This window comes from Enterococcus sp. 3G6_DIV0642 (genome assembly GCF_002140635.1).
In the GTDB taxonomy this organism is placed as follows: Bacteria; Bacillota; Bacilli; order Lactobacillales; family Enterococcaceae; genus Enterococcus_D; species Enterococcus_D casseliflavus.
The window spans coordinates 1,271,141-1,286,300 of sequence record NZ_NGLH01000001.1; the positions used below are offsets into that span (position 1 = coordinate 1,271,141).

Sequence of the window (15,160 nt, forward strand, 5' to 3'; positions counted from 1 at the left end):
ATTTAACTAATTTAGGAAAAGACGTTCTTAATAAGAATAATTTCTTGCTTCTTTCTAAAAATATATTAAAAAAATTTGTGCTGCTTAATAAACCTGTGATCAGTGGAACATTATCTAGAGTAATTTCTACAGTAAAATCAGACAGTAATATCTATGATATGCCTAGAATGTCTTTGTTGTCTTTGGCAATTGATAAAAAAAATAGAAGCCAGGGTATTGGAAAGTCTTTAATCGATTTTTCTGAAGTTTATTTAAACGATCTGGGATATCAAAGTTATTATCTCTCTGTTCTGAATACAAATTTTCGAGGAATAAATTTTTATAAACGGTTAGGATTTAAACCTATAAAGACTGATAATAATCTAGTTTATTTTGAAAAAAGCATTATGGAAGGGCCATTAGATGACAGACAAGTTAATGCATAATCAATTTGTAATGTTCTTAATTACGATTTTTATTTCAGCAAATTTAATATCTTATTCTTTGGGGAATTATGACTACAATAAGTTTATTTATGCAGTGGTTTTCTTAATAATTTATCTTAATACACGTAAGATTAAAATTTCTCTTATATCATTTATATATTTTTTAGTTACTATTTTTATTTCAATTTTGTCAGTAATAAATTTTGATTTCGAAGCAACCAAAAGCTATGTGTTTTACTTTTTATTTTTCAGTTTTTTTTCTTTTATTGTTTTATCAAAAGTTATTAATTTTGATTTATTTTTCATTTCGATGAGTTACATTTTAAGTTTGTCCTTACCTATATTACTTTACAATGTTTATACTCATGACTATGATATTGGTATTCTTTTAGGTATAAGTTATTCGATGTTGCCTAATTTCATTGCTAGTTTATATGTTTTGATAAACTCAAAAAATTTAGTTAATCAATTTGTTGCTGCTATAACGGTTATAATATCAAGTTATTTCTTTATAACTAGAGGAAATCGAGGTGTAGTTTTATGTATATTGATTTTCTTTTTACTGAAAATATTATACAAAGATAAATATTCGACTGGACTTAGAATTTTTTTAACTGGAGTTTTTGGGGCTGTAATTTTTGCTGTCATGTCAAATATTTCAAAGGTTTTCTTTTTTTTGAAGGATGTTCTGAGTTATTTACATATTGAAATTTATGCGATAGATAAAACTCTGAATTTGATAATAGAAAACCAAAATTTGGATAGTGGAAGAATGTTTTTATTTGAAAAAATTACTAGTGATATCGGCGGAGTAAAAGACATTTTATTTGGTAGAGGAATAGGATATTTTGAAAGTATAAATGGGGTATATACTCACAATTTATTTGCACAATATTTTATTGAAGGTGGGGTTATTTATTTGATTTTACCATTATTTATTGTGTCTATCTACTTAATCAAACTGTTTAAAATGAAAAATGATAAATCTAATCAAGAAAATGTATATTTCTTTTTTATAGTTTCAGTATTTATTCCACTTATGCTATCTAACGTATACTGGGTATCTCCGTTGTATTGGTTTTCTGTCAACTATATATTGTTAAGTATAAGTAGAAAAAAACTAACCATAGTACTTTAATAGATTGAACATGAAGCGAGGGATAATATGAAATTGCTATACTTGGTTTACTTTGATATTAATTTGCCGCAGATGGCAGGTGTCAAAAAAAAAATTCTTTCACAATTAAATGCTTTTGATGATTTAGGTATTAATAGCGAGTTAATGTATAGAGAAGGAAACAAACTTTTAATACAAAAAAATGGGAAAATAAAAAAGAAATTTGAAATAAAAAAAGGCTTGTCCCGATACAAACGCAGTATTTATAAAGTTTTTAAAATGGAAGCAATATCAAGTAACTATGATTATGTATATATAAGATTTCCAAATACTATTGATTTCAGTGTATTATCACTATTTAAATGTGTAGGAAAAGATAAGGTAATCCTAGAAGTTCCTACTTATCCTATAAAAGGTGAGTTCGATGAGCAATTAAAAGATTTAAAAAATAAAAAATTATATATTGAATATATTTTGAAAAACGTTTTGTTTATGACGCATAATCTTTTGTCTAGAAATCTTAATCAATACGTAAATAGAATAGTAACATACATGCCATACGATAGCATATGGGGGGTAAAAACTATCCCAATTGATAATGGTGTAGACGTAACTAAATACTTACCATTGACGAATAAAATCCATGATTCAAGTACTTTTGTTCTTACAGGCGTCGCTAATGTATCTAAATGGCATGGTTTTGACAGAGTTATTTATGGTATAAAAGAATATACTGATGATATTAAAAACAATAAAAAAATTATTTTTAATATAGTCGGTGATGGTCCTGAAATTTCCAATCTTAAAAATTTAGTTAAACTTAATAATTTAGAAAATCACGTTATTTTTCATGGACCAAAATTTAACGAGCAATTAATTTCTATTTACAATAAGACGGATGTTGCAATCTCTTCGATCGGTATGCATAGAATTGGACTAATAGAGGGTTCAACTATTAAGACTAAAGAATATTGTTCACTTGGACTTCCGTTTGTATATGCTTACAAAGAAACCAAAATAAGCGATACGTTTGGCTATGCTCTTCAAGTAGATGCTAATGAAAACCCAATAGATATTGAGTTGCTTATTAAATTTTATAATAATTTAAAAATAAATGAAAATTATGAAGAAAAGATGCATGATTTTGCAGTGGAAAACTATACATGGGTAAGTCAAATGAAAAGAGTGATAGAATTAATGAAAGTGGAAAAGTTAAATGCATGAATTTTTGAATAGAGTGAAACATTCACCCATGGTTCAATTAACTATATGGTCGATTTTTGCGCAACTAATTACTTTCATTTTATCTCCAGTGACAACACGTATTTTTAGTCCTGAACAATTTGGGTTCTATACCTTAATATCATCCGTAGTTTCCATGGTAATGCCTATATTGTCGTTAAAATTTGATTCTTTAATTGTATCTGAAAAAAGTGAAAAAAATTCTTATATAGCTTTAAAACTATCTTATTTGATAATTTTTTTATTAAGTTTTTTTACAGTAGTTTTGTATAAATTGTATTGTGATATTTCCGGAATGAATCTATCCTTATTTCAATTCCTTCTGATTTTTTTTATATTGGTAATTACAGGAGTTTCAAATTTAGGTGTAGCCTATAGTAACAGGTATGAAAATTATAATCTTATTGGTAAATATAATTTTTTACGTTCTTTAGCCCAAAATATATTGTTGATATGTTTAGGTTTGTTGAATTTTAGTGTTAATGGTATGTTGCTTTCTTTGCTGCTCGGAAATTTTCTTGGTTTTATTAGTTTAATGAGAATAGTTCCAAAAAATGAAATTAAGAATGCCAATATTTCAAGGACTGAAATGAAAAATTTTTTCTTTAATAACGCAGATATGATTAAATATTCATTTCCAGCTCATTTTATTAACTCAATGTCATATACAATTTTGAATTTTTTAATAACGGCTTTATATGGTACTGAAATCTTTGGATATTATAGTTTGTCATTTCGTATATTGGGATTACCTTTAGTATTGATAACAGGTAATATGTCTAAAGTATTTATGAAAAGTTCAGCAGATGAGTGGAACACAGATAATACTATCGAGAAAACCTTAAAAAAATATACTATGATTTTGCTATGTTTAGCTATTCCCTTTTCTCTTGTGCTATTTCTTTTTTCACCTCAACTTTTTTCAATACTTTTTGGGAAAAATTGGATCGTGACAGGTGATTATGTAAGAATCCTTTCAATAATGTTTGGAGTGAGATTGGTTGTATCTTCCTTGATGAATTATTTTATAGTCACAAAAAATCAAGCTATAGAACTTTTTTTTCAATCACTCTTTTTAGTAATTTCATTAATAATATATATTGTTTCTAAAAGAATGAATTTGCCTATTGAAAGTTTTCTAATCTTAATCAGTTTAGGATATTCTCTTAATTATGTTCTAATATACTTTTATATTTATAAAAACAGGAGGAAATTAAATGATTAACGTTATAGGTTTAGGATATATTGGTTTACCCACATCGCTTATTTTAGCAGCAAATAACAATGAAGTGGTCGGTACGGATTATAATATGGAATTAGTTTCCAAATTAAACAGAAAAGAATTAACATTTGAAGAAAATGGACTAGAAAATTTATTTAATCAAGCTATAAGCAAAGATATTAAATTTACTAATGAATATATTGCTTCCGATGTTTATATCGTTACAGTACCAACTCCATATGATAAATTAAACAAAAAAATTGATCCTTCCTATGTTATAGCGGCAACGAAAGAAATATTGAAGGTCTGTAAAAAAGGAACTATATTAATTATTGAGTCTACTGTTTCTCCAGGCACAATAGATAAATTTATTAGACCATTAATAAAAGATTCTGACTTAGAACTAAATAAGGACATTCACTTAGTTCATGCACCAGAAAGAATACTACCAGGACAAATGATTTATGAGTTAGAGAACAATTCAAGAACAATTGGGGCTGATCTACCGGAAATAGCTGAAAAAGTTAAAACCATCTACCAAACATTTTGTAAAGGAGAAATTATTTGTACTGATATTAGAACAGCAGAAATGAGCAAAGTTGTAGAAAATACATTTAGAGCTGTTAATATCGCGTTTGCAAATGAATTAACTAAAATAGCAAGATATGATAATCTGGATGTTCATGAAATTATTAGAATTTCAAATATGCATCCTAGGGTAAATATATTAAATCCTGGTCCAGGAGTGGGGGGACACTGCATACCTGTTGATCCGTGGTTTTTAGTTGGAGATTATCCAAGATTAACGAAATTGATTTCAGCGGCATTAGAAGTTAATGAATCTATGCCTGACCTAGTTTTAAGCAGAATTACAGACATAATGAAAGACCACGGAATTACTGACAAGTCAAAGGTAGGTATTTACGGATTATCCTATAAACAGGATGTTGATGATTATCGAGAAAGCCCAACAGTGCAAATGTTTGAGAAAATGGGAGAGCATTTCGCGGAACCTTTCAGAGTTTATGATCCAATGATTCATAATAGAGTAGTTAAAAGTCAAATCATGGATTTTGATTCTTTTATTAATGATAGTGAGATTGTGGTAGTAATGGTTCCACATTCACAAATAAAATCCCAACAAGATAAGCTTAAAAACAAACTAGTTTTGGATCCTCATAACATATTTGATTTTTCATACAAACTTTAACGAAAATAGAGGAATAAAATGAATAAAATTAAAATCATGACAATATTTGGTACAAGGCCAGAGGCTATCAAAATGGCACCACTTGTCAAAGCTATTGAAGAAGATCTTCGATTCGAGTCAATTGTAACTGTGACGGCTCAGCATCGCCAAATGTTAGATCAGGTAATGAATATTTTTGATTTATCAGCAGATTACGATTTAAATATAATGAAAGATGGACAAACATTAGCAGGTATAACAAGTCGCGTAATAAAAGAATTAGATCAGATTTTTGAAGAAGCAAAACCAGATATTGTTCTTGTTCATGGTGATACGACAACAACTTTTTCGGCATCAATAGCTAGTTTTTATCATCAAATAAAAATTGGGCATGTAGAAGCAGGTCTAAGAACTTGGAATAAGTACTCTCCGTTTCCCGAAGAAATGAATAGACAGCTCACTGATGTTTTAGCAGATATTTATTTTGCTCCTACTGAGATGAGTAAGAAAAATTTATTAAATGAAAAAAGAAATATCAGCGATATTTACGTTACCGGAAATACGGCTATTGATGCCATGAAATATACCATTTCAGACCAATATAGTCATTCTTTATTAACAGATATAGGGGATAAAAAAATAATACTAGTTACAATGCATAGAAGAGAAAACTTAGGAAATCCTATGAAGAACGTTTTCAAAGCGATAAATCGAATTGTCGAACGCTTTGATGATGTACATGTGGTATTCCCTATGCATAAGAATCCGATAGTTCGAAAAACCGTAAAAGAAACTTTGATTGATTGCGATCGAATTCATTTAATTGAACCATTAGACGTGGTGGATTTTCAAAACTTTGCTAATCATAGCTATATGATTATGTCAGATTCTGGAGGAGTGCAGGAAGAAGCTCCTTCCTTAGGAAAACCTGTATTAGTTTTACGTGATACAACTGAGAGACCAGAAGGAATAGAGGCTGGCACATTAAGATTAGTTGGTACAAGTGAAGATAAAGTATTTGTGTCTGCCAAAGAATTGCTTGAAGATAATGATATTTACGACCAAATGTCTAAAGCTTCAAACCCTTACGGAGATGGATTTGCTAGTCAGAGAATTTTAGATGCTATTGCATACAGCTTTGGCTTAACTAATGAAAAACCTTCTGAGTTTTGAAACAAAGTACTCTGATATCTTGTATAGATATCAGAGTACTTTTCTATTTAATATGGATTTTAACTGTCTATCTGAATAGGATAAAAAGCACGCGTTTTTTTAAACTGCTTAAATTTTTTAGTAGATAAACTTCCGCCAATCAAACAAATAAATCACCCCGATTGCTTTAAACGTCAAATAGATAAAATGACCATAATTATGGCCAATCAGATGTAACGCATCAGCGGAAGCTCCTTTATTCGACCAAAGAGTAAAACCTAATATAATGGCTAAGATCATCAGACCTTTTCCTAATGCAAAGACAATTGTTTTTGCAGGGAGGGGTCTTTTTTTTGTGAGGAAAAAGCCGAATAAAAGGACAAAGTTAACTAGTAACAAAAAATGTGCAGCAGCTGTCCATAGGGTCATTGTTCCTGTTGGTGTTAAGAAGTCGGTGAAAACGCAAGCGACGACTGCAGTTAAATTGAGCAAGTATAGAGGAAGACGGAAGGTTTTTTTCTTCTCCTCGATCTTTATTTCTGGTTCTTCTGCTAATTGTTCTGGTTTTAGCAGTGACTCTAAATCGATTTGATAGAAATCACTTAATTTGATCAATGTATCGATGTCTGGGGTACTTCGGTTGTTTTCCCAATTTGAGATCGTTTGTCTGGTAACAAATAATTTTTCGGAAACTTCTTGTTGGGTGAGTCCTAACTTCAAGCGACTCTCTTTTATTTTTTCAGCTATAGTCATTTCAATGCTCCTTCTGACCTATCCTATCATAAAGCGGTTCAAAGAAACAATTGTAAAGCTCGATTTAACGAAAAAATGCACAAGTTCTTTTCTTTGTTCTTAAAAGATTAAATTTAAATGAGCTTATGTCAGATATTCCTAAAAAATTTCCTGAAAGTGCTCGATTTTTTTCAGTGAATCCTTCACCTGTAATAGGTAACAATTGTCATATATGAACTGATAAATGTTCAAAGATAGCACATATTGAGAGTAGAAGATAGACTTGCTCGAATCATTCAAAAAAAGAATGCCACGTTTAAGTAAAAAATAATTTGCTTTTTTAAAAATGAAATCATTGATAAAACAAGGATGCAAAGAAGATTTGCGCTGGTTTGCACTGGATTTGCTTGAAGGTAAGGGTGCTTGAATTATAAAATTGTGAAGAGGTGATGCAATGCGATGACAAGTGAATTAAGTATACATACGATCAATGGTATTTCATGTGTCCGCATAAAAAATTTTTGATAGGAGTGGATGCTACGCTAAATAAAAAATTGTTTGTAAATTAAAAATTAATAAATTATAATGATTTTTAGGCGTAAAAAAAGTTTGGATAAAAAGGTTTTAATTTTGAAAAAGAAGGTTAAGGTGAAAGTTTGTGAAAAAGAAGTTTAAATCTATTCTATCTTTAGTAATCTTATTAAGTGCTGCGGTGGTAACGCCAGCATTTCAGGTAGTGGCGGAAAGCCAAGTGTTTTCAGAATCTCCGCAGGTGGATCAGGAAGAAGTGAAAACTGTACAATCTGATGATACGAATGCTTCTGCGGATGCTGGACAAGCTACCTCTCAAGTAGAAAATCCTACGCTAACAACAACGACCTCAGCGCGTGTGGATGCTAAGAATGAGCAAACACAAGCAAGTAGTGACAGTAAAGAAGCCATCAGCGGATCAGAAAATAAAGAAGAACCTGCTGCAAGCCCTGTAAATAATGTCCCTTCTTCTGTTGATCCGTCGTCTGCAAGAGCTGCCAATGCGCAACTGACGGTTCAAGTTTTAGATAGTAATTCAAACCAGCCAATCCAAGGCGCTTATTTCACATTGACCTCCTCGACATCTGGTGAAGTGACGTTGTTAGTCACGGACAGTTCAGGAAAGGTAACGATTCAGGTTCCTTCAGGGGGCTACTTTATTAAGCAAGTGGGTACAACGAATCAAAGATTGAACTACGCATTTACATCGATTGGAAATTCTATCAATTTGCAAGCAGGAGAAACCAAAACATTGGCACTTTATGAGCGTCAAATTGTAGGCGAGTATGCTTTTGGAGATAGCCCCGATACTATTCATATTCCTGTAAACAGTACCTTCGAATTCTCAACACAGGCATTAGGGATCGAGGCGTTTAAGTTAAATTTTAGCGGCAACATAGAAAAAAGTATTTCTGATTCACAGATCATTCCTTACTATACAAATGTTGATCCAAGCAAACCGGGGACTTACGTAGCAATTTTTATGGCTAGACAAGCTTCATATAGTGTATATACGACACATGTAGTCAATGTCATTGTTGATCCGGAGCAGGTGGGAGAGGTAACTGTCAGATATCTTGATACTCAAGGGCAAGAAATCCATGAAACGAAGACTTTATCTGGTACCATTGGTGCTTCATATGATGCTAGTACGGATGAGTATAAGCTATCAATTGACGGTTATACCCTAGACGAAAGCCAATTACCAGAAAACAGTACTGGCGTATTTAGCGAAACAGCGCAAATCATCACCTACATTTACACAAAAAATCCGATACAAGCTGCGGATGTGACGGTCGAGTACGTGGATACAGAAGGCAACGAAATACACTCCTCTCAAACGATTAGCGGTAATGTGGGCGACACTTTCGATGCTAGTACAGATCAATATAAACTATCGATCGATGGCTATACATTGGATGAAAGCCAGTCGCCAGAAAATCTTAAAGGTGTGTTTAGCGAAACAGCACAAAAAGTCACCTACATCTACACAAAAAATCCTGTACCCGCAGCTGATGTCACGATTGAGTATGTAGATTTAGAAGGCAACGAAATCCACGCTAGCCAAACGATTAGCGGGAATGTTGGCGACTCTTACGATGCAAGCACAGATCAATATAAACTATCAATCGATGGCTATACACTAGACGAAAGCCAATTACCAGAAAATAGTAAAGGCGTATTTAGCGAAACGGCACAAACCGTCACATATATCTACACAAAAAAACCGATACCAGCAGCAGATATAACGGTTGAGTACGTGGATACAGAAGGCAACGAAATTCATCCTTCTCAAATTATAAGTGGAAACGTAGGCGAACCATACGATGTCAGCACGAAGAACTATCAATTAGTGATTGAAGGCTACACTCTAGACGAAAGCCAATTACCAGAAAACAGTAAGGGTGTATTTGGCGAAACAGCGCAAACAGTCACCTACATCTACAAAAAAAATCCGATACCCGCAGAGGATGTAACTGTTGAATATGTGGATACAGAAGGCAACGAAATACACTCCTCTCAAACGATTAGCGGTAATGTGGGCGACACTTTCGATGCTAGTACAGATCAATATAAACTAAAAATCGATGGCTATACATTGGATGAAAGCCAATTGCCAGAAAATAGTAAGGGTGTGTTTGGAGAAACAGCGCAAACCGTTACCTACATTTACACAAAAAATCCCGTACCAGCAGCGGATGTCACAGTGGAGTACGTGGATACAGAAGGCAACGAAATCCACGCTAGCCAAACGATTAGCGGTAATGTGGGTGATTCATATGATGCTAGCACAGAACAATACCAACTAAAAATCGATGGCTATACACTAGACGAAAGCCAATTACCAGAAAATAGTAAAGGTGTATTTAGCGAAACAGCGCAAACAGTCACCTATGTGTATACAAAGAATCCGACACCTGCAGCGGATGTAACAGTGGAGTATGTGGATACAGAAGGCAACGAAATTCACGCTTCTCAAACGATTAGCGGGAATGTGGGCGACTCTTACGATGCAAGCACAGATCAATATAAACTATCGATCGATGGCTATATACTAGACGAAAGCCAATTACCAGAAAACAGTACTGGCGTATTTAGTGAAACCGCGCAAACTGTCACCTACCTTTACACAAAAAATCCTGTACCAGCAGCGGATGTCACGATTGAGTATGTAGATTTAGAAGGCAACGAAATCCACGCTAGTCAAACGATTAGCGGGAATGTAGGCGACTCTTTCGATGTAAGCACAGATCAATATAAACTATCGATCGATGGCTATACACTAGACGAAAGCCAATTACCAGAAAACAGCAAGGGTGTGTTTGGAGAAACCGCGCAAACCATCACTTACATCTACAAAAAAAATCCCGTACCAGCAGCGGATGTAACAGTGGAGTACGTGGATACAGAAGGCAAAGAAGTTCATCCTTCTCAAATTATCAGTGGAAATGTGGGCGATTCTTATAATGCTAGTACAGAAAAATATCAGCTAACAATCGATGGCTACACTTTAGACGAAAGCCAATTACCAAAAAACAGTAAAGGTGTCTTTAGCGAAACAGCACAAACAGTCACCTACATTTACAAAAAAAATCCGATACCAGCAGCGGATGTCACAGTGGAGTACTTGGATACAGAAGGCAACGAAATTCACTCTTCACAAACGATCAGTGGAAACATGGGTGACTCATATGATACCAGCAAGAAGAACTATCAATTAGTGATTGAAGGCTACACTTTAGACGAAAGCCAATTACCAGAAAATAGTAAAGGCATATTTAGCGAAACAACGCAAACAGTAACGTATATCTACACAAAAAATCCGATACCAGCAACGGATGTCACTGTGGAGTACGTGGATACGGAAGCTAAAGAAATTCACGCTTCACAAACAATTAGTGGAAACGTAGGCGAGTCTTATGATGCCAGCACAGAAAAATATCAAGTAAAAATCGAAGGCTACATATTAAACGAAAGTCGGCTGCCGCAAAATGCCAAAGGTACATTCGGTAAGGAAGAGGCAACTGTGACGTATGTTTATACAAAAGAAAATGCAGCAACCGTCGTTATTTCTGATAAAAAAGAACCAACGGCGACTGTTACTTCGAAAAAAAGCGCTTCTGCACAAAGATTGCCGCAGACCGATGAACAGGGGACGTTGTTCCCATTTGTAGTTGGTTTGTGCTTTATCGCCACGGCAAGCTGGCTTTATTTCAGAAAGCGAAAATAGTGATTAAGTAAGCCATTGGGGAAAGGCGTTACTGACTAACAAAAAGGACAGCTAGGCTTCAGCTGTCCTTTTTGTTGCTTATTTACCTAAAAATGAAATGAATCCCAGAGAGTCATAGAGAAAATGGCAGATCCAGCTGACCCATACGCTATTGGATTTTTTCCAAACGTAGTTGAGTGCCAATCTGGCAGGCATCAAGGTGATCAATAATTGAGCTGGATGAAAGCCGTACGCTAAGATGTGCCATAAAGCGAATAGCACACTGCAAATGATGGATGACCAGGCAAAAGAAAGGCCTCTTTTCTGCAAGGCCAACAAGAGGTTGGTACTAAGCAATTCTTCTCCCATCAGCATAAAGGGGACTTGCAAAAAGACCATTTGGACAGTGATGGTTTCGCTGATCGAGTTGGTTGTTGGTTGTCCAAAAATAGCGGCATAAATAAAGGAAAAGAACACGCCAGTCAAAATGACGAAAGGGACACCCCACAATAAAACGGTGAAACGAAAATGTTTGAACTGCTCCAAAAAGGTCGTTCGTAAGAGAAAATACCCTGCACTAAATGCGAAGACCAGATTCCAGATGGTACCGGCGATCGATAACACGGAATCGTTTAGTGGGGTATAAGGAAGTAATTGATAGGTTAACCCAATGATTAAGGTAAGAACGAATAAATAAACTGCTGATTTGTGTTTCATTTTGAACACATCCTTCATAGTAATTGCCACATGCTGAATTATAAACAGAAAAAACTTCAAAGTACAAAAAGATATCTCTCATTATTTTTAAACAAAAAGAAAAAGCAGTGAACACGATATCATACTTGGCAGAATTGGTTTTCTTAAAAGCAGAATAAAGGATTTCTAAGAGCAATTCTCAAAATTTGTGAACAAAAAGAGAAGTTTATAAGAATCACTGTAACACTGTTGAAATATTATTACGCTTATGTTACATTTTGTTTACGTTATTATGTTTGAGGGAGAATGTTTATGAAGAAATCAAGCAATGATTCAAATAATTCACAACATAGAGAAGCGACTTCTGAAAAACAAGTACCTATTTCGAGGGTCGAATCACATCAAAAGCAAACAACGGGAACGACAAGACGCACGCCAACTGCCAATCGTCAAGTTTCTAAAAAGAAGCCAACCCATCGCAAATATCTCTTTTCATTGATGACGCTGCTGACAATTGTCATTATCGCCACTGGGGGCTATATCGCTTTTACTTTGAAGCAGCAAGAAGCATTGGCACGCGAAAAATATGAAGCTGCCGCGCAAAAGCTATTAGCATCGATCCAAGAAGAACAAGCCAAAGAGGGAATTCCCGCAAAACTTGAAACATTGTCTGATGGCGACAAAAAAGAATTGATTTTCCGACCAAAAGAAGAAAATGCCATCCCTGTAAAGGATGCAAGTAAGAAATTATCGACCATGGCGAACCAGCTATGCAAAAAACACGCCGACAAAGAGACCGTTACGATCGCCCGGATTCAAGCACAAGCAGTTGCATCAAAAGTGTCAACCTATTCCTTAAAAGCGGACAGCTATGTTTGGAATCGGGAGACTGGGCGGTTTGAAGATGCGGATAGCGTGGTTGCCGATCCAATTTTTATTTCCGAGAAAACTGGCAATGAACTATCCTTGAAGGAATTAGTACCCGATGAAGGCAGCTTGTTAGGGATCCAGCAAGTCATTCAACAAAAGCTTTTGGATCAAGCCAAAGAACCGACTAAAATCCTTGATGCGGTTCTGGGGATGGACCGAATTACCTATGACTCGAAATTTACTTATGATCCTGAAAAAATAACGCTCCAGTTGCCGCAAAATCAAACAGGCGTATCCGAGATCACTTTGGCTTACAAAGAGATTGCGCCGTTTATTGATCCAGAGCTTGTCAATGCGGATCAATTGAAAGAGCAACAAGCGATGTTAGACGAAAACAAAAAATATGTTGCGTTGACTTTCGATGATGGACCAAACAATACCTCGACATTGGATCTCTTAAAAATCTTGAAAGACAATGATGTGAAGGCAACGTTCTTTGAATTAGGCCAAATGGTGGATCGATATCCTGAAGTTGCGAAAAAAGTCCATGAGGAAGGGCATGAAATTGCCAGTCACTCCTATTCACATCCCCAATTAAACACGCTATCGCCAGAGGAGGTCAAAGCGGAAATAACCAAAACGGACAAAGCAATCTATCAGGCGACAGGGGTCTTACCGAAGAATTTGCGCCCGCCATATGGGGCGATCGATCAACAAAGCGCCCAAGCGGCAGGAAAATCGATCATTCAATGGAGTGTTGATACCGAGGATTGGAAGCTGAAAGACCAGAACAAAATTTTGAAAGTCGTTCAAAACAACGTCTATGATGGGGCGATTATTTTACTTCATGATATTCATCCAAAGTCCGTTCAAGCCGTACCAGGTATTATTCAAACGCTGAAAGCGCAAGGCTATGAATTTGTGACGGTGGATCAATTGCTAAATGGCAACCAAAAACCAATGTATCAATACTTTGGTGCGACAGACGAACGCAGTGTTAGCTAATAGCTGAAAAAGGAAGGGATGGCAATCATCACTTCCTTTTTTTAACGAACACTGCAGTTGCCGTTTTATCACTCGGAGGAGGCAAATGCTCGGAGGTAGTCATCATCCAGCAGCAAAGCAAAATCATCGGCAAGGGCACCTTGATCCAATTCTCGCATGATAGCTAGCATCTTTTGCGTGATCGTTTCACCAGCTTTATGATCACCAGTTCGTAAGAGCAACACGCCTTGGAAAAATTTGCAGACGGTTTGGTGGAAAAATTCTTTGTAGTCTGTCGCCAAAAGTTTCAATTGGACGACGAGAACTTCCGTCGCATCGTATTGCTGGTGTTTTAGTGTATATTCGATCAAATTGATCAGTAGCGCGCAATAAATTTCCCGACCTTTTTCCATATCGATGTAGTACTCGAGCATCTTGGATACTTTTTTGAAAAAGAGGAAATTATGGTCGTTGTCCAAAAGATCGATGGTGTTGCCAAATAGTTGGATTTCTTGTAACGTCCAGCTCTCAACATCAACGAGATAGGAAATAATCGTTTGACGATCACATTCCAAAACCGCACGTTTCCGATAGACCACATGCTCTGCCAAGCATTGCAGCATGCGGATCCGTGAGCGAACCTCTGCGATGCGGACATTGTTAAGTCGGCTAGAGGTTTGCTGCAGTTCCTGTAACAGAATTTGTAACTGGTTGATATCGTGCTTGTTTGAATATTGCGTGTACCGATGGTTGTAGCTGTTTTGCTCATCCAGCCGATAGCCATTCGCGATATAGAGAAATTCATCGATATCCATTGATAGATTTTCTAAGATTTGCAATAGCAGGTTGGCAGCAATCTGATGCTTGCCTTTTTCAAATTCGATGGCATAAGACTTTGAAATAATCGTGCCATAGACTTCTTTTTGGGTGAAGCCTTTTTTCAATCGGATTTGTCTGATCGTTTCGCCATACATAAGAAAGTCTCCGCTCTCATTGAATTAATGAAATCATGTATCCCCATTATAGTAAAACAAGTCCAGTGTAGGAATTAAAAAGGTCTTATATTTCAGACCGCTTCTGATTTGATGGAAGGATGTTTCGCGGTAATGTGCACCCAGAGAGGGCGTGAAATAATAAGAAAGCGTGAGAACGATTCGTTCTCACGCTTTTTTCTCAGACAAAACTAAGACATATCAATACAAGAATCATTACTAACCAATCCATCTTCTCATGCTCCTTATGTGGCATTAGAAGAAGACGATTGGGCAGCAGCGTTTCCTTCTTACCAGCA

Annotated in this window: 11 protein-coding genes; 8 read left to right on the top strand and 3 right to left on the bottom strand. The window is 35.3% G+C overall.

Annotated features, from left to right (window positions below; genetic code table 11):
* The 6 genes from A5878_RS06090 to wecB all read left to right on the top strand — a co-directional run.
* On the top strand, positions 1–425 hold a 425-nt coding region (locus A5878_RS06090), incomplete at its 5' end, for an N-acetyltransferase (protein ID WP_179190632.1).
* Complete coding sequence (locus tag A5878_RS06095; protein ID WP_086294938.1) at positions 403–1,563, top strand: hypothetical protein; 1,161 nt, start codon at positions 403–405, stop codon at positions 1,561–1,563. The genes A5878_RS06090 and A5878_RS06095, both read left to right, overlap by 23 nt.
* Before the next feature lie 27 nt (positions 1,564–1,590).
* Complete coding sequence (locus A5878_RS06100) at positions 1,591–2,766, top strand: glycosyltransferase (RefSeq protein ID WP_086294939.1); 1,176 nt, start codon at positions 1,591–1,593, stop codon at positions 2,764–2,766.
* Positions 2,759–4,009 (top strand): lipopolysaccharide biosynthesis protein, encoded by a 1,251-nt coding sequence (locus tag A5878_RS06105; RefSeq protein ID WP_086294940.1) that lies wholly within the window; start codon positions 2,759–2,761, stop codon positions 4,007–4,009. Before A5878_RS06100 ends, A5878_RS06105 begins: the two co-directional genes overlap by 8 nt.
* The gene (locus tag A5878_RS06110; RefSeq protein WP_086294941.1) at positions 4,002–5,216 is read left to right on the top strand and encodes a nucleotide sugar dehydrogenase; all 1,215 of its coding nucleotides are present in this window, start codon (positions 4,002–4,004) and stop codon (positions 5,214–5,216) included. Before A5878_RS06105 ends, A5878_RS06110 begins: the two co-directional genes overlap by 8 nt.
* An 18-nt stretch (positions 5,217–5,234) precedes the next feature.
* On the top strand, positions 5,235–6,368 hold the full coding sequence (wecB, locus tag A5878_RS06115; protein WP_086294942.1) for a non-hydrolyzing UDP-N-acetylglucosamine 2-epimerase: 1,134 nt from the start codon (positions 5,235–5,237) through the stop codon (positions 6,366–6,368).
* A 117-nt stretch (positions 6,369–6,485) separates the two neighbouring features.
* Here wecB and A5878_RS06120 read toward each other — a convergent pair whose 3' ends face one another.
* Entirely contained in the window at positions 6,486–7,100 is a 615-nt protein-coding gene (locus tag A5878_RS06120) for a helix-turn-helix transcriptional regulator (protein ID WP_086294943.1), read from the bottom strand.
* Between the two features lie 637 nt (positions 7,101–7,737).
* Here A5878_RS06120 and A5878_RS06125 point away from each other — a divergent pair.
* Entirely contained in the window at positions 7,738–11,340 is a 3,603-nt protein-coding gene (locus tag A5878_RS06125) for a MucBP domain-containing protein (protein ID WP_086294944.1), read from the top strand.
* 78 nt (positions 11,341–11,418) lie between these two features.
* Here the strand turns inward: A5878_RS06125 and A5878_RS06130 are convergent, their stop codons facing one another.
* A complete protein-coding gene (locus tag A5878_RS06130; protein ID WP_086294945.1) occupies positions 11,419–12,036 on the bottom strand; it encodes a CPBP family intramembrane glutamic endopeptidase in 618 nt (205 codons plus the stop codon).
* Between the two features lie 291 nt (positions 12,037–12,327).
* Between A5878_RS06130 and A5878_RS06135 the strand changes: the two genes are divergently transcribed.
* Positions 12,328–13,890 carry a polysaccharide deacetylase family protein gene (locus tag A5878_RS06135; protein WP_179190633.1) on the top strand — a complete coding sequence of 521 codons (1,563 nt, stop codon included), beginning with the start codon at positions 12,328–12,330 and terminating at the stop codon, positions 13,888–13,890.
* Between the two features lie 68 nt (positions 13,891–13,958).
* Here A5878_RS06135 and A5878_RS06140 read toward each other — a convergent pair whose 3' ends face one another.
* Positions 13,959–14,843, bottom strand: a complete 885-nt coding sequence (locus A5878_RS06140; protein ID WP_086294947.1) for a helix-turn-helix domain-containing protein — start codon at positions 14,841–14,843, stop codon at positions 13,959–13,961.
* Positions 14,844–15,160 lie beyond the last annotated feature (317 nt).